This window comes from Rossellomorea sp. YZS02, from assembly GCF_033963925.1.
Classification (GTDB): Bacteria; Bacillota; Bacilli; order Bacillales; family Bacillaceae_B; genus Rossellomorea.
This window is the reverse complement of sequence record NZ_JAXBLY010000026.1, coordinates 1-22,544: the sequence shown is the minus strand read 5'-3', so window position 1 is coordinate 22,544 and position 22,544 is coordinate 1. Positions and strand designations below refer to the sequence as shown.

Here is a 22,544-nt window from a genome sequence, read left to right as displayed (position 1 = left end):
CCTTATGAAAGTAATCGTTTCGCTTCTAGAAAACGTTGAATACCCGTATACAATTCAACTGCAAAAAACAGTAAGGTCGTCCACAGGACAATGGACGGAAATAACATCATGACGCTGAACAGGATGAACCCTTCCGTCCTTTCTGCGAGTCCCGCCTGATAATAAAATGACTTCATGCCCTGCTTTTCCGATACAGCTCCGACAGTCAGAAAAATGGTCATGGAAACGATGATGGAGACACTCAGTAAGAGGAGTGCCCACATGATTTCAGGGTGCAGGAAGGCAACACCAAGGATGACGCTGATCTCAACGATCCGGTCAAAGGTCACGTCCATGACGGTCCCAAAGGGGGACGGCTTGGTCAATCGGGCCATCGTGCCGTCCACTGCGTCGAGGAATCCGGACAACCATAATAAGATGACGGCGATGATCGGGAACCCCATGTAATAGACCAATCCAGTGACAGATCCCACGACAAAGGCCGTGACCGTCACTTGATCCGCCGATAGGCCTTTCTTTAAAAACAGCCTTGCCGTTCCTTCTATACTAGGCTGCACCCATTTGCGTGCGTGTGTGTCTAACATATCGTTCCCATCCTTTATTTATCTTCTTTACCCGATAACCCCAGCCATACTTTCATCTTCTTTTTGAAAATGAGTGGTACGATGATCATGACCAGGAAAAATGCGAGGGCGAAATATAATTTCGTCCGATCTTCTCCTACCAAGCTTGACCCCAGGAAGACGTAGCCAAACGTGCCTGGTAAAATTCCGATGGCCGTCGCGAGAATGAATGGAAGGTATCTCACCTTTCCCATTCCTGCCAAATAGCTGATCAAATCAAAGTTCAGAAATGGCACGAGGCGTAAGAGCAGAACATAGAAGAAGCCGCTCTCATCCATTTTGTCACGAATCTTCTCTAAGCGTGGGGATGGTTTTTTCAGCAATTTCGCCCCCAGGAAGGTGGCTGCATAATAGGCTACCGTCGCACCGCCTAGGGCTCCTAAAATAATATAAAAGAAGCCTTCAAAAGCACCGAATGCGAGCCCCGCCGCAAGGGAAAGGATGGAAGCCGGGAAAAGGATCAATGGCCGGATCGTGTAAGCGGCGATGAATACAATTGGAGCCCATATGCCAAATGACACAATCCAGTCCCTGATATCATGAGGCTTTACATGAAAGAAATTCCGGCTCAGCCACATGAGGAACAGTAATACCGCAATGAATAACAGGATCTTGCCGATTTCCTTCCTCTTCATTATTCTTCCCTCCTATTTCTCTATCTGAAACGTTCGAATGTTCTCTTCCTCTGCATAGAGCCAAACCGTTCCGTTTATTGAGTCCCAACCTAGGGGAAGATGCAGCTTCTGCCTCAGTTCTTCGACCCATATTTCATGAATATCCGTTCCTGCCATAAATAATTTTTGACGTACCGTCCCTTTCCAACAAGGGGAGGTGAGGTCCTTTACGGAAGGGACGACCCGTATATGGGAAGCATGGACAAACTGCTGCTCCTGAAGGATGAGGACGTCACTCATGAACGACGCGACGAACGGGGAAGCGGGATTATAGTAGATCTCCCCTGGACTCCCGATCTGCAGGAAGCGCCCGTCTTGTAAGACCGCCACACGATCTCCCATCTCATACGCCTCATCACGGTCATGGGTCACGAATAGGACCGTAGTATCTTCTTCCTTCAGAATGCTCCGTACCCATTGTCTCAATTCTTTCCTCAGCTGCAGATCAAGACTGCTGAATGGTTCGTCCAGAAGCAACAGTTTTGGCTTTAAGATGAGGGAGCGTATCAAAGAAACCCGCTGCTGCTGACCCCCGGAAAGCTCTGATGGGTAATGGTGCATGAATTCCCCGAGTCCGACTCTTTCTATATAATCCTTTGCTCTCTTCTTATTTTCTTTATTTTTTCCTTTCATTTTCAACCCGTACATGACATTTTCAAGAACGTTCATATGGGGGAAGAGTAAGGGCTGTTGAAAGACCATGCCGATGGGGCGGTTCCGGGGCTTAATCGAGGAAATATCGCTTCCTTCTATTAACACCTTTCCCTTCGTGGCAGATTCTAAGCCTGATAGAATGCGCAGAAAGGTCGATTTCCCTGAACCAGAAGCTCCTACGAGTGATAGGATCTCTCCTTTTTTCAAGGAAAGGGTTGTGTCGGTTAATATTTCTTTCTCTTTAAATGTTTTGAATAACCCTTGAATCTCAATAAATGAACTCACCTTTTCTTCCTCCCTCTTTGCTGCTGATATGGGAGCATGAACGTCAAACACCCTTCAAGAATGATATAAAATGCGATGGGGATGAGGGCAAACACAATGGAGAATGCTGCCATGACCGCTTCATCTGCCGTGTTGGTAAACGGATAGTAAACCATCGCCAGGGTCACCACGTTCCCTCCCCCGATGATTGCCGTCAAGACGTATTGACTTAAAGAGATGACAATCGTCAGGAATAATACACTTCGGATACTTGGTAATAGCAGCGGTAATTCAATATGGTACAAACGTTGTATGGCACTTCCTCCAAGGATAGTCGATTGTTCGATTAATTTGGAGCCGATCCGTTCATAGCCTGTTTTAAACATTTTGATGCTGTAAGGGATGGTCGGAACCAGATGGACAAGGGCTACACCCAGCCAGTGATCTGAAAGGCCATATCGTATAAACGTGATATGAAGTCCGATGGCCACCACCAATACTGGTATAAAGAGCGGTAGCATCAGAAGTGCTTCGAGCACCGCTTTTCCCCTGAAAGAGGAGAAGGCATATGCTTTCCCGGAAGTGATGCCGATCAGCAGATTGAGGGCAAGTACGATAAGGGCAATCCAAATTGAAACTCCTATGGAATCATGGAATTCACCTTCATGCCATAACAGTTTCCAAGCCCTTGCGTTTGGTTCGCCAAGATCCGGACTCCCCCATACCCATACACCGAAAAAGCTTTTGTAGAGCAAAAAAAGAATGGGAAAGACGAAAAGGATGAAGGATAGGCTGTAAAATAAAGATTTTCTCATAGTAACACCTCTAATTCCCAATCCCTTTAGTGATGTGCATCCGTTTCTTGTTCGTGCTATAAAGGACGGCCCACATGAAGATCCCGATGACGATGCCTGTCAGGACAAGGGAGGCAAACGCCAGTGGACGGTCACTCCAGCTGCCGCTGTAAAACCAGTCATATGCAAGGATCGGCAGCATCTGAGGGGAAGTCACTCCAAGAAGCAGAGGAACCTCGAATGCAGTAAAGATGAATGCAAATACTATTGCACCGGTTTCAATGAAAACCGGAAAGATCAAAGGCCACTCCGCTACCCAAAAAGCTTGATAAGGTCCCGCTCCCAATAACGAAGCGACCTCTTTATACCTTTTTGAAAGGGTGGCATATACCGGCAGCAGCATCAGGGTCACAAACGGAACTTCCTTCCATACATATGTCAGGATAATGCCGATCCCGTCCCGGTCCTGAACCAAAATCGGAAATTGACTGCGATCGTCAATCCATCCCAGCATCCCGGAAACATTCGAGAAAAAGCCGCTCTGATTAAAAAGTAAGTAGACAAGATAAGCCCAGACAAAATGGGGAACGAGCATCGGGATCCACACAATCAATTTATATTTGTTTTCCTTTAATAGAGGAGCGAATGCCTTCACGATTGCCAAGCCGATCAGAAGTGCAAGGATGGTCGAGACGGCCGTCACCGTCAAGCTGAAGAAGACAGATGAGACAAAACGATCCTCTTCAAACAATTTACCGTAGTGCCTGAGGGTGATGTCTCCCCCGTCCCTCACACTCTCAAAGATTGCCAGGACAATTCCCAGGCCAGGGATCAGAAGGAAAAAGAGAAGGCCCGGAAGGATGAGTAGCGCATTATTGACTTTCAGCCACTTCACGGATCCAGTTCTCCTTTAACCATTCTACGTAAGCAGCTTCGAGCTCACCTTTAAAAGATTCCTCAAGCGTAGATGCCTCCAGCACACTTTCCCCACGATTGATCTCCATGAATTTCTTCTTCCAGTCTTCATCAAGCTTTTCATAAGAGATCGGTGAGCTTTCCCCCCAATAATCCGGCTTCAGTTTCTCGTACTGTGCTTCCGGGGATAGGAACTCATTAATGGCCACCATGGCCCCCTCTTTATTGGGGCTGTTGAATGGAATCGACAGGAAATGAGTATTTCCGATCGATCCGACGTCTTCAAGGAGGAAGGACTTTGTGCTTTCAGGAAACACTCCGTCTTTGATCAAATGCTCAGCCCTTGCTTCGTTATAGCCCATCGTCATCCATACTTCTCCCTGGCTGTACAGCTTATCCAGATCGGTAAGGGTGGAAGGGTAGGTTTCCCCTTTCCTCCATAGGTATGGCTTCATTTCATTCAATTCAGTCCAAACATCCTTTCCGAGTTCTTTCGCTCTTTCTTCATCAAATCCATCCTGTGCGAAATTCTTGTCGGTTTTCGCATAAAGAAGATGTCTAAGAAATGCATTTCCCGTGAAATCACTCGGGTTAGGATAAGTGAATTTACCTGGATTCTCTTTCATGAAGGATTTTAACTGATCAAAAGTAGCAGGAGGATTTTTCACTTTTTCACTGTTATAGAAAAAGACGAATTGAACCTTTCCCCACGGAGCTTCAAACCCTTCTGTTTCGGTTCCGAAGTCGTATTTGAATGCGTCGCTATCGGTATCGAAGTATTTTTTATAGTTCGGCAGCTTTTCAGTGAAGGCTCCTGCCAGCAGATCATTTTCTTTTGCATTTTTAAAATTTTCCCCGTTGATCCATACGATATCGATTGTCCCCTTTTCTTTGCCTGCCCGTTTCTCAGTTTGAAGCTTCTGAAGGATTTCAGTCGTATCCAATGGTACCCGGTTCAGTTCGATATTGTTCCTTTCTTTCAGCAAGGGAGCCATGACGTCATCAATATAGCGGTTGATCCCGTCGTCTCCTCCCCACATGAATATATTCACTTTGCTCCCTTCCGCTTTTGAAGCAATGCTCTCCCAATCATCATCCGGAAGTTTGCTCGTATCCGTTGCATCCGAAGAACCACAAGCGGATACTAATAGTAAGGAAATAATGCTCACCATAGCCAACCATTTTCTCATCCATCCTACTCCTCTGCGTTTTACTATAATTCTATTGTACTGAACACAATAATATAAAAAAGTAATCTGCCTTACATATGCAGATTACCCTTCTGAAGGACATAAAGAACTCAGTAGAACACATTCCCCTGTGTCTTCGTGCTCATTTTTCATAAGGTGTGTAACCTTTTGTAAAGGAGCCTGTCTAATACGGTAAGGAGGTGACGTTCAACATGAAACGACTAATGATGATGACGATCATTCTGATGGCGGGGTTGGCCGGATGCGGGACGGCTGATGAAAATGCCAGCGAGCCGACGAATAAAGGAACGGACCAGGAAGCAGGTGAAGATATGACTGTACAGAAAGGAATTGTTGCAGGAGCAATGGAACCTTCATTAACAGTACAAGATGCGGAAGATCAGAATGTTTATGTATATGCAGTAAAAAACCAAACAGAGCAAGAAAAAACGTTTGTCTTTTCATCGGGTCAGAAAATCGACTACGAACTGAAGAACGACAAAGGCGAGGTCGTATATAAAGATTCGAAGAATAAGATGTATACCCAGGCAATACAGGAAATCACAGTGAAGCAGGGCGAAGAATTTTCTCAGAAGATTGTTTTGCCGGAACTCGAAAGCGGTACGTATACGCTAACGGTTTGGATGACTGCCAAAGGGGATCAAGATTATAAAGCGACGGCAGATGTCGAAATCAAATAGGGATATAAAAAGGATTAATCTTATAAGATTAATCCTTTTTTGTGTATACAGGTATAGGTCCATCTAAAGAGATGCGATCAGGCGTTACGATGCAGCTTCTTCCGAAGAAACGGACACCTTGACATGCGGCTCTTTCCATGACCCGGGCAAAATGGGGATCGATTTCAGGAGCGGACGTGATTCCCTGCAAGTCCGTTCGCTGGGCAATGAATAAGACCGCTGTTTGGTAGTTTCCTTTCGTTTGCAAATGGGTGAGTTCCTCTACATGCCTTGCTCCCCTTGCCGTAACAGCATCGGGAAATTTACCCATTCCATCTTCCACCATGGTGACGCTTTTCACCTCAAGTAGTAACTTTTGATCATTTTGTTTATGTGTAAGTAAGAAGTCAAAGCGTGACCCTCCTACCTTATATTCGGCTTTTTCCAAGCGCCAATCTTTTAGTTCCTCTACCATTTCCAATTGAAAGGCTTCCAATACCAGCCTATTTGGGTATTGAGTATTCAATGAAACATATATATCGTTTGTGGGATCGTGGGTCATCACTGCCGACCACTTTGTTTTCCTTTTGGGATCGTTGGATTCCTGGAGCCAAATCGGTCCACCAGGCACCAAAAGATCCTTCAGTCTTCCCGGGTCAGGCAAATGGACTTTTTCTCTTGAACCCGAGGGAAGCTCACACACTAACACAAACCGATTGAGTCTCTCGAGAAAGACCCCTTGAACCAGGGTATCCTGAAATTGTATGTCTATCAATGCTTCACGCCCTCTCATTTAAGCAGAGCACTCCAACTCTTCGTTTTTCGGTCAAAGGATAATAAGCCGTTCGCAGGTGACTTGCGGATCTGTTTATAATCCTCAGCCATTTCATCCATGTCATAATAATCACCGATCACCCAGATGGGAATTTCGATCTTCCCTCTGCTTAGTATGGCTTTTTCAAGGGAAATGACCATTCCCTCTTTTAATTTATCTTTGAAGGAATGGATGACTTCCTTCCCGATCACAGGGTAGGGTTTCTCCTTTTTCATGCCGAACAGGCCTTTCCCACCCTTGACGCTGCTGAGCTTTGAAGAAAGGGTCGATCCCAGCATATGATAAAAGTCCTCGAAGTCCCGGTAATAAACCTTATTGAACCAGCCATCATCGTGGGAAAGATAGGCATAACGATTATTCAGCTTGGAATAAAAAGGAGGATGTAACGGCTGCTTGATATGTCCCATATAGAGGAGTTCTGCAATTTCCTGGCCGTTCAATTCATCGACTCCCACTTCTTCCTCAAAGTCGATCCAGCAGAAATCTCCATAGTTCTGAACCCCGTCGTTCATGAGCTTCTTCATTTCTTTCTGTTCCACATATTCCATATGAGTATGTATATTGAAAGAACCTTGTTCGTATTGGTGCTTTATAAGAAGTAAGTTCTTTAAAGGCTTACGGGCATTGTGAACAAATTCATTAAAATGGATTCCGTAAGAAACGACATACTGACGATCCGGATTCTTGTGAACATAGATGATATCTTTAACTTGGTTATTTGCCTTCAAGAACATTCCCTCCATCTGATTAACACGGTGCACAGTTCATATATTTCATTTTATCAAATTTGGTAGCCACTTGTTCTTTTCTATTTCATTTCAAAATGATGACAAAAGTCGCAGGGAATTGTCGAAAATAGTCATATTACGGTACTTGAGGCTGTAACTACTTTTCATAAGCACAAGACGGAAACTCATTGAACCCTCAAAAATAAGTAATTACTGGTAGAAGTTTTCTTCTTTTATCCATTAAGCCCTACTGCTATCAACATTCCCAAAGAATTCATTTCTTCACCTGTTCAAAATACCTGTCAGATCCCGACAGAAGTTCTCATATTTCTCCGGTCATGAGTAGAAATTTCCCTTCATTTCTATTAGACTAGGGAATGTGAAATCTTTAGAAATTCAGGTGAATAGAATATGGAAACTCGCCAGCGATTTGCTGATAAGATCGATTGGGGTCTTCTCTTTTTATTAATGCTGTTCTTCATCGTAAGCGCAATGGGAATCAGCAGCGCCCAGACCTCAGGGCAATATGGAACAAATTTCGTCATTAGACAAGCATTTTGGTATGTAGTGGGTGGAATCATTATCGGGGCAGCATTATTCCTGGATTCAGATCAGTATAAGCGGCTTGCCTGGTACATATACGGTGCCGGAATTTTCTTGCTCGTTTTATTATTGATTTCACCAGAGAGCATCGCACCTCATCGGAATGGGGCCAAAAGCTGGTTCATGCTCGGACCGCTCGGGTCCATACAGCCTTCAGAATTTATGAAGACATTCCTGATTCTTGCTCTGGCACGCGTCATCACCAATCATCATGAACTTAATCCAAGTAAAACGGTACAGACAGACTTTCAGTTGTTAATTAAAATCGGCTTGACCACCCTTGTCCCCCTTGCTTTCATCATGCAGCAGCCGGATTTAGGGACATCACTGGTCATCCTGGCCATTATGACAGGGATCATTCTCGTTTCAGGTATTACGTGGAAGTTGATCGTTCCCATCTACGCATCCATCGGGGTCTTAGGAGCGGGCATCCTTTCACTTGTGATTTGGGCACCTGAATTATTAGAAAAGTATTTAAATGTAAAACCCTATCAATTCGGACGTATTTATGCTTGGCTTGATCCGTATAACTACGCGAAATTAGAAGGTTTTCACTTAATCAACTCCCTTAACGCCATTGGCTCCGGCCAGATTTTTGGAAAAGGCTACAGCGATCGCGAAGTGTATATCCCGGAAAATCATACGGACTTTATATTCAGTGTCATCGGTGAAGAGTACGGATTCATCGGGGCAAGTGTCGTCATCAGCTTATATTTCCTGTTAATTTATCATTTGACCAAGACGGCCCTGGATACGAAAGAACCCTTCAACGCTTACGTTTGTGCAGGGATCATCAGTATGATTACATTCCATGTATTCCAAAACATCGGCATGACGATCCAGTTATTGCCGATCACCGGTATCCCCCTTCCGTTCATCAGTTATGGAGGAAGCTCCCTAATGGGGAATATGCTGGCACTCGGACTTGTGTTCAGTATGAGGTTTCACCATAAAACGTATATGTTTTCTTCAGAAGATTCTTAATTACTGGTTGCATTCATCCACTGGATGTGTAAAATAATAGTAATTAGATATCGACATTCAATGAAGAAGAGAGTAATCCTGATGTTGAATCAAAAGCGAGCCGGGGACGGTGGAAGCCCGGTGTTAAACTCTTGATGAACCGCACTTCCGAGAAGTTTTTCTTGAAATCAGTAGGGAAAAACCGGGATCTCCCGTTATACAATGAGCGCCCTTTTCGGGAATAAGAGTGGTACCGCGAGCTAAACTCGTCTCTATGTTATATAGAGGCGGGTTTTTTTATGTTTTGTTTACTATTATTGGAGGTGCACAAAGATGGATTTAAAATCAATACTGGCCCATGAAATAAAGACTCAGTTCTTATCAGATTGGAGCGAAGAAGATCTCTGTGGTTTGATTGAAACACCAAAGCATAGCCATTTAGGGGATCTGGCATTTCCATGTTTCCAGCTGGCGAAAGCCCTAAAGAAAGCTCCGGCACAAATCGCCAATGAGTTTGCCGCTGCACTCTCCTCTCCCCTTTTCACCAAGGTGGAGGCAGTTGGACCATATATCAACATCCATTTCGACGGGGTAATAGCCGGAAAGGAAATCGTGTCGGAAATTTTGGCGAAAGGAAAAGGTTATGGTACACATACTTTCGGAGAAGAGAAAACCATCGTATTAGACATGTCCTCTCCAAACATCGCCAAACCATTCTCCATGGGACACCTACGTTCAACGGTCATCGGGAATGCCATTGCAACCATCGCTGAAAAATGCGGCTATACAACCGAGAAAATCAATTATATCGGGGATTGGGGCACCCAATTCGGAAAATTGATCGTTGCTTTTAAAAAGTGGGGAGATCCCGAAAAAGTGAAAGAGAATCCCATCGCCGAGTTATTTGTTCTTTACAAGAAGTTTCATGCTGAGGCGGAACTCGATCCTGCCCTTGAAGATGAAGGAAGAAGAGCTTTTAAGCTACTGGAAGATAGGGATGAAGAAGTAACGGAACTTTGGAAATGGTTCAAAAATGAATCTCTTCTAGCCTTCAAGTCGATCTACTCCTTACTGGGAGTCGAATTCGATTCCTATAAAGGGGAAGCGTTTTTCAATGACAAAATGGAAGAAGTCGTGTCACTCCTTCGGGAGAATCAGCTTCTTGAGGAATCCCAAGGGGCTCAGGTAGTGCGGATGGAAGATGGGAATCTGCCTCCCTGCCTGATTACAAAATCAGACGGCGCCACTCTCTATGCCACACGCGACCTGGCTGCCGCTCTCTACAGAAAGCGTCAATATGACTTTGATGAAGCCCTGTATATCGTCGGCCAGGAGCAGACGATCCATTTCAAACAAGTGATGAATGTACTGAAACAGCTGGGGTACGATTGGGCGGATGATATGAAGCATATTCCATTCGGACTGTATTTAAAGGACGGTAAAAAGATGTCGACACGAAAAGGTCGAGTCATCCTGTTGGAAGAGGTCCTTCAAGAGGCCATAAAAATGGCCGAGGAGAACATTAAACTGAAAAATCCCGGCTTAGAAAATGCTCACGTTGTTGCTAGAAATGTCGGAGTCGGAGCGATCATATTTCATGATCTAAAAAATGATCGGCTTAATGATATAGAATTCTCCCTGGATCATATGCTCACGTTCGAAGGCGAAACTGGTCCTTACATTCAATACACCTACGCAAGAACACAGTCACTACTCAGAAAAGCAGAGGTCATGTCTCCGATGAAGTTCGAAGGTCTTGCTGATCCCGAAAGCTGGGAAGTGATCAAGCAACTTCGCCTATTTCCGGAAATCATCGAAAAAGCCTGGCAGAACTATGCCCCATCCATCATTGCTAAATATTTAATCGATACATCCCAAAGTTTCAACCGTTATTATGGTAAAACGAAGATCCTTGCAGGAGATTCAGAACAAGACTCGCGCCTCGCTCTGGTTCAAGCTGTCGGGATCGTCCTATCCGAAGGTTTGCGTTTACTCGGAATGAAATCACCTTCAGAAATGTAGAAAAGCAAAGAATTCTGTCACTATTTCCCGAGAAATAGAATGATATGAATGGGATATTTCATGACTCCCTATATGAAAAGTGATATACTTTCTTATGTTCTATTTAATTTGAAAAATAACGCTTTATTCATAAAGGAGAGTACTATGTCTGAACTACTTCACACGTTCGAAGCCTGGTTATTGGATTATGGTGTATGGGGACTGATCCTGGTTTCATTCGCAGACTCATCATTCTTCCCCATCCCACCTGATGTGTTACTGATACCACTTTCGATTGCCAACCCGGATAGCGCATTGCTTTACGCACTCTATACGACTGTCGCTTCCGTCATCGGAGCCCTATTTGGATGGTTGATCGGAAAAAAACTGGGACGACCGATTCTGGTTCGTTTATTCTCGGAAGCCCGCATCCAAAAAGTAGAGGAATATTTCACGAAATTCGGACCCATGGCACTCTTGATTGCCGGTCTGACACCTGTTCCTTATAAAATTTTCACCATTTTCGCCGGGGTTTCCGGCGTAAGGATCCGTGTATTGGTGATCTGGTCGATTATCGGAAGAGGTATCCGTTTCTTCCTGGAAGGAGCCATCATCCTGACCCTCGGGGCAAAGGCAAAACCTTTTATCGAGGAAAATTTCACACTCCTCACACTTGCAGCTGGTGGAGTATTGATTGCTGTATATCTTGTCTACCTGGTCATCAAAAAGAAAAAAAGAACCCCTTGATACAATGACATAAAAAGGAGCATGGCGTACGTTACACACGCACCCATGCTCCTTTTCCTTTAGTCCGCAGAACCAACCACAAATTGCAGATGTTTCTCCAGAACTTTCAAGGACTGCCTGCTTCCCTCATATAACTCCCCGTCCATATCAAGCTTTTCGTTTTGCCCGAGTTCAATATGAGCTTCCTTTGCTTGAATATGGATGATGTCATCATATTCCTCACTGATATTCCCCGTACTTTTGATCACCAGAAACTCCTTCAATAATGGAAATCCACTTTTCTTTACGATATAGATGTCCATGAGGCCGTCACTCATATCAATACAGATTGGCAGCGGGTTGGATCCGATGGAACGCCCGTTGGCAACCAGCAGCATGACTACCTCTTCCTCCACTGTCTCCTTTTCCGTTGTAACCTTTACATTTAAAATAGGAGAATCTTGAATCGATTGGAAAGCACTAATATAATAACTTAATTTCCCAAGGACGCTCTTTGATCCCACATCGATATTATCGCTCGTCTGGGCAACCAATCCCGTCCCCCAAAAATTACTGAAATATCTCTCACCCGCTTGGACGATGTCGATTTCCTGCTCAAGGGGCTGTTCGGTTATCAGCCTGACAGCTTGTCCAATGTTCATGGGTATATGTAATGAACGGGCAAAATCATTACACGTCCCACCAGGGAGGATGCTTACAAGAGGACGACTTTCAAGGGCAGACAAACCATTGATGCATTCATGAACCGTGCCATCTCCGCCCATGATCACAACAAGCTCATATTGACTTCCTGTTTCTCTGCAAACCCTCTCTGCGTCGCCTTTTTCTTTTGTCTTATGAATGATCAGATTAGTGCATATATCCAGTAGAGGAGGAACAGCATCCTTTAACAGGACCTCAAGTGTCCCTTGACCTGCTTTGCCGTTGCATATGAATAATATATCCGAATATTTCGACATAAAAATCGTCACCTGACTCTTTCATTAAATTAATATAAAAAAAGAGGCTGACCCAAAACGATGAGTGATTATCATCCTTATCGGACCAGGCCATATGTTTCAGATACCTTCATATTCTGTGGTCGCGTTTACTATGACCAAATTAATCTTGGGTCAACCTCTTTTACGATGCTGTATTCGAATCTTCCTGTGGGACAGGGAGTAAGGATCGATGGGCAATCCCAAGACGCCCTTTGATATAGCTTTGGGGATCATATGGAATATGCCGATTCTGCATGCGATGGAGTTCCATTTCCGCAAACATGGCCAGGGCACGACTAACTTGATCCAAAGCCATGCTTATCCTTCGGGGATCTGAAGGTTCCTCCCGGCTCATACAGTAGTATGAAATCTCATCTGCCTTCTTCCTGATCTCCTTTAATGCCTGTAGATCAAACATCATTCTCTCCATGCCTCACCCTCCTCTTCACCTTACCTATAGTATATCGGGAAGAAAGGGAAAATATGTCTGTCCCACATTTCTGGATGCGCTTGTTTATGAATCTTGTGTTAACGTCTTAGGTAATGGTTGATACTGCTTTAGTGAATGAAGAATTTCCCGTCTTGATTTCGTTTTTGAAATATTAACTCCGACGTTCGACAATTTCGTTATCACTTTTTTAAAGCGATCGTTCTCCTTTACCACGTTATTCACCTCTTTTATAATATCGTTACCTATTTGTACGTTTTACTCAGTAAAAGGTTTCACTTAATGTTATATGGTTTCCCTTTTCCCTAAAAATGCAACGATAATCCTAATTTTACACATTTCAGAAGAATAATTTGTTCCGAATTACACAATTTATACTCATGAAGACGAAACTATCACTCATTCTTATCACATCAACCCTTTTTTATAGCCTATTTGATCTACATATCGCTGCCGCAGAAAGCACATATTCTGTAAAAAAAGGAGATACTTTTTGGTCCATTTCAAGGATGTTTCACATGGGATTATCAGAATTGATCGAAGCGAATCCTCAAGTGAGGCATCCCGATATCATTTTCCCCGGTCAAGCAATTAATATTCCAACAGCCTCCAAGGGCTCAATTGAAGGCCGGGTCACTACATTGATCAATCAGGAAAGGAAGAAAAACGGGCTCTCCCCTCTTCAAACAGACGGGCATCTCTCCATGGTCGCCGAATATAAGTCCCGTGATATGAGAGATGCCGGGTATTTCTCTCACAGGAGCCCGACCTACGGATCTCCTGATGATATGTTGAAGAGCTTTCACATTTCATACAGGCAGGCTGCTGAAAATATTGCCGCCGGACAGACGAGTTACGAAGAGGTGGTGAAGAAATGGATGGACAGCCCGGTTCACCGCAAGAATATCCTCAACGGATCCTATACCCATGTAGGCGTGGGATATGCAGAAGGTGGTGCTTACGGTACGTATTGGACGCAGCTTTTCATTTCGAAATAAATATGGATGGGAATTTCCGTCCCTATTAATAAAATGGAAATTCATTTTGGGAATAACGAAGTGGATATTCCCGATACTAATCATGTACTGCCATTATGATCAAGGGGGAATTTTTCATGCAAGTACGTGATATTATGTCGACAAATGTGGAAGCCGCTTCTAACCAGGATTCACTTGAGAGCGTCGCTTCTAAGATGAGTTCCAGAAACGTTGGTTCCGTTCCCGTCGTTGAAAACGGGCAGGTTGTCGGTATGATTACAGACCGTGATATTGCGACTCGTGGACTGACTCAAGGTGCACAAGGAAATGTCTCTCAGGTCATGTCACAGCAGGTTGTGACCGTTTCTCCGGATGCTTCTGTCGAAGAGGCATCAGCTTTGATGTCCCAACACCAGGTGCGCCGTTTACCGGTAGTGGAAAACGGACAGCTTGTCGGGATGCTGGCTTTGGGGGATTTGGCAGTGCAACAGAAGTCCGATCAAAGTGCCGGAAGTGCCCTAAGCGGAATTTCACAGAATCACCTTCGCTAACACAAAGCCAAAGGGCACTAACTTCATATCTTTCTACAGAATAAGGGGCTGTACAGCCCCTTATTTCTGTTTTAACAGGTCCGTCCCTCTCTTCGACTCATTTTGACTTAAAGACGGGTATATCGTCATTATTTTCTTGTAAAGGGAGGATTTTCTTTATTTGTGACGAATATGTGATTTAATACAAATGGTGTTTATGGAGGAGGAGGTTTTTATATGAGTCGTACTGCACGATCGTACCGAAAGGAAGTTCGTCATTTCAAACGTGAGAACCGCAAAAGAGTCTTCGCCGACAGCATTCTTGATTTTTTATTTATGTTATTTGGGATTTCTATGATTACAGGTATATTATTATTTGTACTGGGTTTTTGGAATTATTATTGATTCATTGAATTGCAATTATTTTTCATATTATTGATATCATTGACGCCATGGATACCTATGGCTTTTTTTTGTGATTCGTTCTTTAAAATCTTTTCAAGCCAATATTATTTCAATCGACTCAATAAATTATTTTAATATAATTATAACTTCTAGTATCTTCGTCCTACTATCTTCATCAAACCCTTTAATACTATGACAAAATAGTTCGTACCTCTAAATAAAAGTTGGTAATATTTTAATATTCAGATAATAACTTGACTTTTATTTCAAATTTTCAGATAATATTACGTGTAACCGACACAAATTTCTGAGGGGGTTATCATGGATATATTAAACCATTTAGTCACGGAAGCGAATTCGATTCTTTGGGGGTACATTTTAATCGGCGTACTTCTCATTTTAGGATTATACTTCACCATCGGATCTAAATTTGTTCAAATTCGCCATCTAGGTGAAATGTTTCGATTATTAGGAGATAAAGATGTGGTCGAAGCAGAGGGGGAAAAGCAGATTTCATCCCTGCAGGCATTCTTTATCGGAGCAGGTACTCGAATTGGTACAGGTAATCTAGCAGGAGTAGCCATTGCCTTAGCAATTGGAGGACCTGGAGCGGTCTTCTGGATGTGGCTTGTCGCCATTCTCGGAGGTGCCAGCGCCTTTGTTGAAAGTACATTGGCACAGATTTACAAAGAAAAAGATAAGGTTGGATTCAAAGGCGGCCCCGGCTACTATATGAAGAAACAATTGGGCAAACCTTGGATGAGTTCGATCTTTGCGGTCACCATCATCCTTTCTTTCGGGACAACCTTTAATGCGGTTCAAAGTAATACGATTGCAACAGCGTTCAGTAACTCTTTCGGAATCAATACTTTCGTTATCGGGCTTATATTGGCTGGATTGACCGCACTGATCATCTTTGGGGGAGTAAAGCGCATCGCTAACTTTTCATCCTTCATCGTTCCGATCATGGCAGGATTTTATATTGTACTCGCTTTATATGTCGTCATTACGAATATCACTGAAATGCCCGGCGTCATCGCCCTTATTTTCAAAAGTGCATTTGGCTTTGAGCAAGTGGTCGGAGGCGGAATCGGTGCCGCTATCATGAACGGGGTAAAGCGTGGATTATTCTCCAATGAAGCCGGTATGGGGAGTGCACCGAATGCTGCTGCTACTGCATCTGTTTCCCATCCGGTTAAACAGGGATTCATCCAGGCACTTGGAGTATTCTTTGATACCATTCTTGTCTGTTCGGCAACAGCATTCATCATTTTAACATCAGATGCTTACGGATCAGGCTTGACGGGGATCGAATTGTCTCAGGCAGCCATGTCTGAACACTTTAACTCATGGGCCGGTATATTCCTGGCGATTGCCATCTTCACCTTCGCCTTCAGTTCCATCATTGGAAGTTATTATTATGGCGAAGCCAATCTTCCATTCATCAATAAAAGCAAGACAGGATTACTCATCTATCGTTTCATTGCACTCGGGATGGTGATCTTCGGTTCCGTTGCAAGTCTTGATATCGTTTGGAGCCTGGCTGATTTCTCCATGGCATTGATGGCCCTTACAAATCTTGTTGCAATCGGTATCCTGGCCCCGATTGCCTTTAAGGCACTGGACAACTATATGATCCAGCGCAGACAAGGACTGGATCCGGTCTTCTACGCGGATGATATTCCCGGCTTGCGGGGAGTAGATAGCTGGCCGGAACGTGATAGGGGAATGCCTAAAAAGGCAGTGAATGAGTAAGAGACAGTATTTAAAAAAGAGCAGGGTCCTGCTCTTTTTTTCTTGTCATTTTTTTCTATTCCATTCTCAGGTATACTAGTCATAGAAAGTAAGCAAAGGAGCTTTAACGTTATGAGTATCCTATCTACTCTACTGGGGATATTGTTCTTTCTAAATCTGATCCTTGCAACCGTGATTATTTTTCTGGAGCGGAAGGATGCGGGGGCGACCTGGGCTTGGCTGATGGTATTGTTCTTCATTCCATTACTGGGGTTCATCCTCTATTTGGTCTTTGGCCAAAATTTAAGCAGGAAGCGGTTGTTTGATTGGGATGATATGAAGAAAATCGGAATAGAAGGTTTGATACAGAATCAAATCCATACGCTGAAGGAACATCGTTTTCCTTTTAAGAATGACATTTCTTCACGATATCAGGATCTTATCTATATGCATTTGATCAATAATGAAGCGTTACTGACCCAGGATAATGAGATTACACTGTTTACACACGGTGAAGACAAGTTCCAAGCACTGTTAGAAGACATGGATGCTGCACAGGACCACATCCATATCCAATATTATATTTTCAAAAAAGATCAGCTTGGAAAGCGGATCTTGGAGAAACTCACTGAAAAAGCCCGACAAGGTGTTAAGGTCAGGGTTCTGTACGATGAGATGGGGTCCCGGCGAACGAGGCGCAGGTTCTTCAAGGACCTCCTCTCTGCAGGCGGCGAAGTGGAAGTATTTTTCCCTTCAAAGATTCCCTTTATCAATTTGCGCTTAAATTACCGCAATCACAGAAAGCTCGTAATTGTCGATGGGAAGGTCGGTTACGTCGGCGGTTTCAACGTCGGAGATGAATACTTAGGCTTAAATCCGAAGTTCGGTTATTGGCGGGACACTCATCTGAGAATTGAAGGAAGTTCAGCTCTGGCCATGCAGACCCGCTTCATACTGGATTGGAACCAGGCGAGCCGGTCCAAGAAGATTGCCTACGACTTGAGATACTTCCCCCTCTCTTCTTTTACGGGTGAAGCAGGGGTTCAAATTGTCACATGCGGCCCGGACTCGGAATGGGAGCAAATTAAAAACGGATATATCAAAATGATTTCGTCTGCCAAAAAGTCGATCCTCATTCAGACTCCTTACTTTATTCCGGACGTCAGCCTCCTCGATTCATTGCGAATCGCCGCTCTTACGGGAGTGGATGTCCGCATCATGATTCCGAATAAACCGGATCACTTATTTGTGTACTGGGCCACCTATTCCTATATCGGGGAACTGTTGAAAGCGGGAGTCAGGATTTATATTTACGATAACGGGTTCATACATGCTAAAACCATCGTCGTAGATGAAGCGATCTCGTCTGTCGGCACAGCCAATATCGATGTGCGAAGCTTCCGCTTAAACTTCGAGGTCAATGCATTTCTATATGACCAGGCACTCTCTGAAGACCTGGCCTCAGTGTTTAAGGATGATATTGAAAAGAGCAGGGAATTAACACTGGATGATTATCATCAAAGACCATTGATGATTAAGGTGAAGGAGTCCATATCGAGGCTTTTGTCCCCCATCTTATAAAAAGGGGTGTTTCGACATTGCCATGAGGTGCGGGAAAAAGGCATAATAGAGGTAATCTGCTATTGAATAGAGAGGAATGAAATCATGAGTGTTCATAAAGAAATTTCCAAGCATTCCATCAAGCAAAACCAGCTGGTTCAGCAATTCTTAAGGCTGGATGAAAAAAGGGAAAGCGCGATTGATGAAGCGGTTCAGCTGTGTTCAGCGGGGAAGCCGTTTACAACTGAGCGCATCAACCAAGTGACAAATGAGATAAATGTCCTTGCCCGTCAAGGTGTGGTTCCTCAAAGAAAAATTGTCACTTCAGAAATGGTTGAAGAATACGTTAGGCGGTTAACATAAGCCTAACCTCATTTCAGACAACATAAATAACCCTGACTCACAACTATCCATTTTCCTGGTGAAGTTGGGTCAGGGCTTTTTATTTTGTTGAGAAATTAAGCTTTTAATGCGCTATTCCACCCATCATAGACAAATACGGGCTGTGAATCGTTTTCCGCTCGTTCAATCACCACGTAGTTTTTATGAGCCACAACGGTTTGATCATCCGGCAAATCCAGCTTCTTTGCAAAATCCCTATCCATTTTAACAATGACGGTATTTTCTCTTAGCGTTGTGACGATGCCGTTGATGACGTGTTTCTTTCTTTTAAATTGAACTGTATCTCCAAGGTTTGCATTCTCTTTTGAGTAAACGAATGTGTTTTCCATTTTATTATCCCCTTTATATATATTTTATGAGTTTCTCTGTTTAATTGAAAGAATTTTCTAATAATATTATTTTAACGTGTATTTATATAAATATCAATGTATGACTTATCCTTTTTGTACCACAATTTCATAAAGTCGAAACCTTCCGTGGTGTTTTTTTTACATGGAGGGTTAAAATGAGTGCCTTCTCTTATATTTACTTCGATACAAAATAAGGAAAATCCTTCCTTTTACATAAAAAAACAGGCACCCTGAGTACTGGATGCCTGCCATTTCTTTATTAATAGGCCAATGCGTTCTTCTTCTCTTCTTTCATGAGAACGAAGCATAGGAAGATACCTATAAGTGATAGTACAGCAAAGAATAGGTACACCGTGTATATGGAGTAAGTTTCATAGATGAACCCTCCGACAAAGGTGCTGAACCAATTACCGAGACCGTTCCCGATGGCAGAATATACGGTGACGGCTGTGGCGGTTATGTGAGCCGGTGTGATTTCTTTAATGTAACGCAGTCCTGCGGGAATGAATAAGCCGATGGCAAGACCCTGCATCACTGCCGAAGAGTATACGAGCCAAAGACTTGGTTCCGTGAAGTAAAACAGCCATCGGATCATGGAAGCGGCACCTGCAAGAGCTGCGACGGTCAGGAGACCAAACTTATCAATCCACCCTCCTGCAATCCTCATGAACGGTACTTCAGATAATACGGCGATTAAAAACGCGAGGCCAATTCCAGCGTACGTACCACCGGAATTTTCTACAAATAGCCCAAAATAAACATTGTTGGCTAAATTCGGTCCGAACACCAAAAAGGTTACGGCCAGGAAGATCAGAAATTTCTTCATCGTAAATAATTCCTTCATCCCCGCTTTTAAGTCGAGCTTAGCAGCCGCTCTCTCTTTAGGAAAACGGAAGGAGAGGAATCCTGAAAGGACCAGGCAGATAAAGAACGAGTAGAAAATGATCGTTGGTCCGATGAACCCCTCCGAAAGCCTTCCCATGATGAAGACCGCAATTCCGAATCCGAGAGATCCAAACAGACGGATATTTCCGTAGTTATACCGGACTTTACTTGTGTACTTCAGACTGATGCTATCCGAAACAGGAATGATGGCACTTTGGAAGATCGCAACCAAAATCGCAACGATCAGCAACCCATAGTAGAAGTCCATGAACAAGTAACCAAGGGCAAAGATACCCGCTATTAAAGAAGTCATTCCTAACACAAGGGTTGGACGGTTGGTTGTGTCGCTTACCATCCCCCATATCGGCTGAAAGAAGATCATCATGATGGGACCAACGGACATGATGGTCCCAATTTGATAACCGTTCAGTCCTACGCTTTCACTTAAATACACACTGAGTAAAGGGTAGAGGCTCCCCACCCCGAAAAACGTCAATAAATAAAAACCTTGTAACGTGAAAATTTGATTTCGTACTGTTCTTTCCACTTCCGTATCCCCCAAGATGTTTTTTGTCTATTTTATAGTAGACCTTGACCGGGCAATTGTCTATGAGTTTATGCCTTTTTATGGATAAAGTCATGGTTCATGAATGCGACAACCGGCTGCGCCACCCAGTCCCCACAAGCAACTCCGCTTTAGTTTGAAAATATTTCCGGTTTGACTTTTTTAATTAAACCCTTTAAAGTATGTAAGTATATTTTAAATCAACTAAATAACATATCTTCTTATCCAGAGAGACGGAGGGACTGGCCCAAAGATGTCTCGGCAGCGGACTCATATAGAGTGCTGTGCCACATCCAGCAAGTGTAATGCTTGAAAGATAAGAGGAGTGTTTCGTTTGAATGAAACCTCTTCTTATGTTGGAAGAGGTTTTTTTATTTGGTTTTTTTCTTATTACGACGACAAAGGAGTGTTAGGCATGAATCAAGAAAAAGGAAATTTATTGGCTTTATTGCCCTTGATCATATTTGTATCACTGTTCCTGGGAGCAGGCATTATCTCAGGAGACTTCTATGCGTTCCCTGTACTCGTTTCCATCATCATTGCATCCGTTGTGGCACTCTTGATGAACCGAAAAGAGACGTTGACAGCGAAGATTGAACGGTTCGCTAAAGGAGCCGGACACCCGGATATTATGATAATGGTCTTTATCTTCTTATTGGCAGGTGCGTTTTCCGGTGTGGCTGAAAAGATGGGAGCCGTTGATTCAACCGTCAACTTCGCTCTATCCGTGCTTCCGGGGAACTTGATCATTGTTGGATTATTCATCATCGCCGCTTTCATTTCCTTATCAATGGGAACGTCCATGGGTACAATTGCAGCACTGGCACCGATTGGAGTAGGAATCAGTTCCGGCGCAGATATTTCAATGGCCCTGACCATGGCCACTGTCATCGGAGGAGCAATGTTTGGGGATAACTTATCATTCATCTCTGATACGACCATTGCCGCTGTCCGTACCCAGAAAACGGAGATGAAGGACAAATTCAAAGTGAACTTCTTCATTGTATTACCGGCAGCGATCGTCACCATGGTCATTCTTTTTATTCTAACAATGGGGACTCCATCCTCTGTACAAGCAGAAAGTTTTGATTGGGTAAAAATCATTCCTTACCTCGGAGTCATAATCGGGGCGCTTGCAGGTTTGAACGTATTTGTCGTCCTGTTAGGCGGGATCCTGTTAGCAGGGTTCATCGGATTCGTGGATGGAAGCTTTACCCTTTCCAGTTATTTCGTCAGTGTAGCCGACGGAATGACTGGGATGGCAGAGATTGTGATCCTTTCGATCATGATTGGTGGAGTAGTCGAGTTGATCCGTCATAACGGGGGGATTCAGGCGATCCTTTATCTCGCCACCCGCAAGATTAAATCCCCTCAGGGAGCACAGCTTGCAACAGCGGGGTTAGTCAGCTCGACGAATCTTTGCACAGCGAATAACACCATTTCAATCATCATCGCAGGTCCACTGGCTAAAACTCTTAGCGATAAATATGGTGTGGATGCCCGTAAATCAGCGAGTATCCTGGATATTTTCTCTTGTGCCGTTCAAGGCTTGATCCCATACGGGGCACAGGCATTGCTCGTGGCAGAAGTAGCCGGTATATCGCCGATCAGCATCATCCCATATGCCTTCTATCCTGTATTAATTGCGATTTGCGGATTGATTGCGATTCAGTTCGCCCTTCCGAAGTTCACTCGACATAGGGCACCTGATGGAGATCCTGTCCGTTCTTCATAATTGGTTGGAAAGAGACAAATCCTTTGGATTTGTCTCTTTTTCTATCATTTTATGGGTGTTAGATGGTGTGTTGAGTTTGATTAATTATGTATATATTTGGTAAAGTACGTTATTAATTAAAGGCTGTTTTCCCAAAGATTGTTGCTATTTGCATATAAACTAAGATTTACGATGCTCTGTCATTTAAGTTGTGGTGCAGGAGGGTGAAGGGAACAGTCCCGCTTTCCACGGACGTTCGGCCGAGCCTCCTCAGCAAAAACCGCTTCCGGGGTCTCGGCACGCCCGTTTTCCGTAGGAGTCTA

24 protein-coding genes, 1 riboswitch and 1 other annotated feature are annotated in these 22,544 nt (G+C 43.8%); of the genes, 11 read left to right on the top strand and 13 right to left on the bottom strand.

Features of this window, described 5'->3' with window-relative positions; all coding sequences use genetic code 11:
• Window positions 1–2: 2 nt before the first annotated feature.
• Genes SLH55_RS20770 through SLH55_RS20745 form a run of 6 tightly spaced genes read right to left on the bottom strand, consistent with a single transcriptional unit; the run spans window position 3 to window position 5,114 of the window.
• Window positions 3–584, bottom strand: coding sequence for a CDP-alcohol phosphatidyltransferase family protein (locus SLH55_RS20770; RefSeq protein ID WP_219166325.1), 582 nt, complete (start codon window positions 582–584; stop codon window positions 3–5).
• A gap of 14 nt (window positions 585–598) precedes the next feature.
• Window positions 599–1,258, bottom strand: a complete 660-nt coding sequence (locus SLH55_RS20765; RefSeq protein ID WP_320324390.1) for a TVP38/TMEM64 family protein — start codon at window positions 1,256–1,258, stop codon at window positions 599–601.
• A 12-nt stretch (window positions 1,259–1,270) separates the two neighbouring features.
• The gene (locus SLH55_RS20760; protein ID WP_320324389.1) at window positions 1,271–2,236 is read right to left on the bottom strand and encodes an ABC transporter ATP-binding protein; all 966 of its coding nucleotides are present in this window, start codon (window positions 2,234–2,236) and stop codon (window positions 1,271–1,273) included.
• Window positions 2,233–3,030: an ABC transporter permease gene (locus tag SLH55_RS20755; protein ID WP_219166322.1), complete on the bottom strand. Its 798-nt coding sequence runs from the start codon at window positions 3,028–3,030 to the stop codon at window positions 2,233–2,235. Before SLH55_RS20755 ends, SLH55_RS20760 begins: the two co-directional genes overlap by 4 nt.
• 10 nt (window positions 3,031–3,040) lie before the next feature.
• Window positions 3,041–3,904, bottom strand: coding sequence for an ABC transporter permease (locus SLH55_RS20750; protein WP_320324388.1), 864 nt, complete (start codon window positions 3,902–3,904; stop codon window positions 3,041–3,043).
• The gene (locus tag SLH55_RS20745) at window positions 3,882–5,114 is read right to left on the bottom strand and encodes an ABC transporter substrate-binding protein (protein WP_320324387.1); all 1,233 of its coding nucleotides are present in this window, start codon (window positions 5,112–5,114) and stop codon (window positions 3,882–3,884) included. Before SLH55_RS20745 ends, SLH55_RS20750 begins: the two co-directional genes overlap by 23 nt.
• Before the next feature lie 212 nt (window positions 5,115–5,326).
• Between SLH55_RS20745 and SLH55_RS20740 the strand changes: the two genes are divergently transcribed.
• Window positions 5,327–5,815, top strand: coding sequence for a BsuPI-related putative proteinase inhibitor (locus SLH55_RS20740; RefSeq protein WP_219166319.1), 489 nt, complete (start codon window positions 5,327–5,329; stop codon window positions 5,813–5,815).
• Window positions 5,816–5,843: 28 nt separating this feature from the next.
• On the opposite strand, the gene sfsA is transcribed toward SLH55_RS20740, so the two are convergent.
• Together sfsA and SLH55_RS20730 are read right to left on the bottom strand one after the other, a co-directional pair.
• Window positions 5,844–6,587, bottom strand: a complete 744-nt coding sequence (gene sfsA / locus SLH55_RS20735) for a DNA/RNA nuclease SfsA (RefSeq protein WP_320324386.1) — start codon at window positions 6,585–6,587, stop codon at window positions 5,844–5,846.
• Complete coding sequence (locus tag SLH55_RS20730) at window positions 6,584–7,363, bottom strand: hypothetical protein (protein WP_219166317.1); 780 nt, start codon at window positions 7,361–7,363, stop codon at window positions 6,584–6,586. Before SLH55_RS20730 ends, sfsA begins: the two co-directional genes overlap by 4 nt.
• 405 nt (window positions 7,364–7,768) lie before the next feature.
• On the opposite strand from SLH55_RS20730, the gene SLH55_RS20725 reads away from it, so the two are divergent.
• From SLH55_RS20725 to SLH55_RS20715, 3 genes are all read left to right on the top strand, one after another.
• A complete protein-coding gene (locus SLH55_RS20725; protein WP_219166316.1) occupies window positions 7,769–8,944 on the top strand; it encodes an FtsW/RodA/SpoVE family cell cycle protein in 1,176 nt (391 codons plus the stop codon).
• A gap of 51 nt (window positions 8,945–8,995) precedes the next feature.
• Window positions 8,996–9,200: a binding site (T-box leader), on the top strand.
• A 56-nt stretch (window positions 9,201–9,256) separates the two neighbouring features.
• Complete coding sequence (gene argS, locus SLH55_RS20720; protein WP_320324385.1) at window positions 9,257–10,945, top strand: arginine--tRNA ligase; 1,689 nt, start codon at window positions 9,257–9,259, stop codon at window positions 10,943–10,945.
• 144 nt (window positions 10,946–11,089) lie between these two features.
• Complete coding sequence (locus SLH55_RS20715) at window positions 11,090–11,671, top strand: YqaA family protein (protein WP_219166314.1); 582 nt, start codon at window positions 11,090–11,092, stop codon at window positions 11,669–11,671.
• Between the two features lie 59 nt (window positions 11,672–11,730).
• Here the strand turns inward: SLH55_RS20715 and SLH55_RS20710 are convergent, their stop codons facing one another.
• From SLH55_RS20710 to SLH55_RS20700, 3 genes are all read right to left on the bottom strand, one after another.
• The gene (locus SLH55_RS20710) at window positions 11,731–12,630 is read right to left on the bottom strand and encodes a diacylglycerol/lipid kinase family protein (RefSeq protein ID WP_219166313.1); all 900 of its coding nucleotides are present in this window, start codon (window positions 12,628–12,630) and stop codon (window positions 11,731–11,733) included.
• Window positions 12,631–12,793: 163 nt separating this feature from the next.
• On the bottom strand, window positions 12,794–13,081 hold the full coding sequence (locus SLH55_RS20705) for a hypothetical protein (protein ID WP_257474884.1): 288 nt from the start codon (window positions 13,079–13,081) through the stop codon (window positions 12,794–12,796).
• Between the two features lie 84 nt (window positions 13,082–13,165).
• Window positions 13,166–13,315, bottom strand: a complete 150-nt coding sequence (locus SLH55_RS20700) for an Lmo0850 family protein (protein ID WP_098351100.1) — start codon at window positions 13,313–13,315, stop codon at window positions 13,166–13,168.
• Window positions 13,316–13,617: 302 nt separating this feature from the next.
• Between SLH55_RS20700 and SLH55_RS20695 the strand changes: the two genes are divergently transcribed.
• The 6 genes from SLH55_RS20695 (at window position 13,618) to SLH55_RS20670 (ending at window position 18,668) form a co-directional block, all read left to right on the top strand.
• Window positions 13,618–14,097: a CAP domain-containing protein gene (locus tag SLH55_RS20695; RefSeq protein ID WP_413787119.1), complete on the top strand. Its 480-nt coding sequence runs from the start codon at window positions 13,618–13,620 to the stop codon at window positions 14,095–14,097.
• Window positions 14,098–14,213: 116 nt separating this feature from the next.
• Window positions 14,214–14,627, top strand: coding sequence for a CBS domain-containing protein (locus SLH55_RS20690; protein WP_226677400.1), 414 nt, complete (start codon window positions 14,214–14,216; stop codon window positions 14,625–14,627).
• Between the two features lie 216 nt (window positions 14,628–14,843).
• Window positions 14,844–15,011 (top strand): hypothetical protein, encoded by a 168-nt coding sequence (locus tag SLH55_RS20685; RefSeq protein WP_219166312.1) that lies wholly within the window; start codon window positions 14,844–14,846, stop codon window positions 15,009–15,011.
• 321 nt (window positions 15,012–15,332) lie between these two features.
• On the top strand, window positions 15,333–16,766 hold the full coding sequence (locus SLH55_RS20680; protein WP_320324384.1) for an alanine/glycine:cation symporter family protein: 1,434 nt from the start codon (window positions 15,333–15,335) through the stop codon (window positions 16,764–16,766).
• Window positions 16,767–16,877: 111 nt separating this feature from the next.
• The gene (gene cls / locus SLH55_RS20675; protein WP_219166310.1) at window positions 16,878–18,326 is read left to right on the top strand and encodes a cardiolipin synthase; all 1,449 of its coding nucleotides are present in this window, start codon (window positions 16,878–16,880) and stop codon (window positions 18,324–18,326) included.
• Window positions 18,327–18,410: 84 nt separating this feature from the next.
• Window positions 18,411–18,668 (top strand): YpbS family protein, encoded by a 258-nt coding sequence (locus tag SLH55_RS20670; RefSeq protein ID WP_320324383.1) that lies wholly within the window; start codon window positions 18,411–18,413, stop codon window positions 18,666–18,668.
• Window positions 18,669–18,763: 95 nt separating this feature from the next.
• Here SLH55_RS20670 and SLH55_RS20665 read toward each other — a convergent pair whose 3' ends face one another.
• Both SLH55_RS20665 and SLH55_RS20660 read right to left on the bottom strand, forming a co-directional pair.
• Entirely contained in the window at window positions 18,764–19,036 is a 273-nt protein-coding gene (locus SLH55_RS20665; protein WP_219166308.1) for a DUF2187 family protein, read from the bottom strand.
• Between the two features lie 280 nt (window positions 19,037–19,316).
• Entirely contained in the window at window positions 19,317–20,489 is a 1,173-nt protein-coding gene (locus SLH55_RS20660; RefSeq protein WP_226677389.1) for an MFS transporter, read from the bottom strand.
• Between the two features lie 236 nt (window positions 20,490–20,725).
• A riboswitch (SAM riboswitch) is annotated at window positions 20,726–20,830 on the top strand.
• 92 nt (window positions 20,831–20,922) lie between these two features.
• On the opposite strand from SLH55_RS20660, the gene SLH55_RS20655 reads away from it, so the two are divergent.
• On the top strand, window positions 20,923–22,242 hold the full coding sequence (locus SLH55_RS20655) for a Na+/H+ antiporter NhaC family protein (protein WP_219166306.1): 1,320 nt from the start codon (window positions 20,923–20,925) through the stop codon (window positions 22,240–22,242).
• Window positions 22,243–22,544 lie beyond the last annotated feature (302 nt).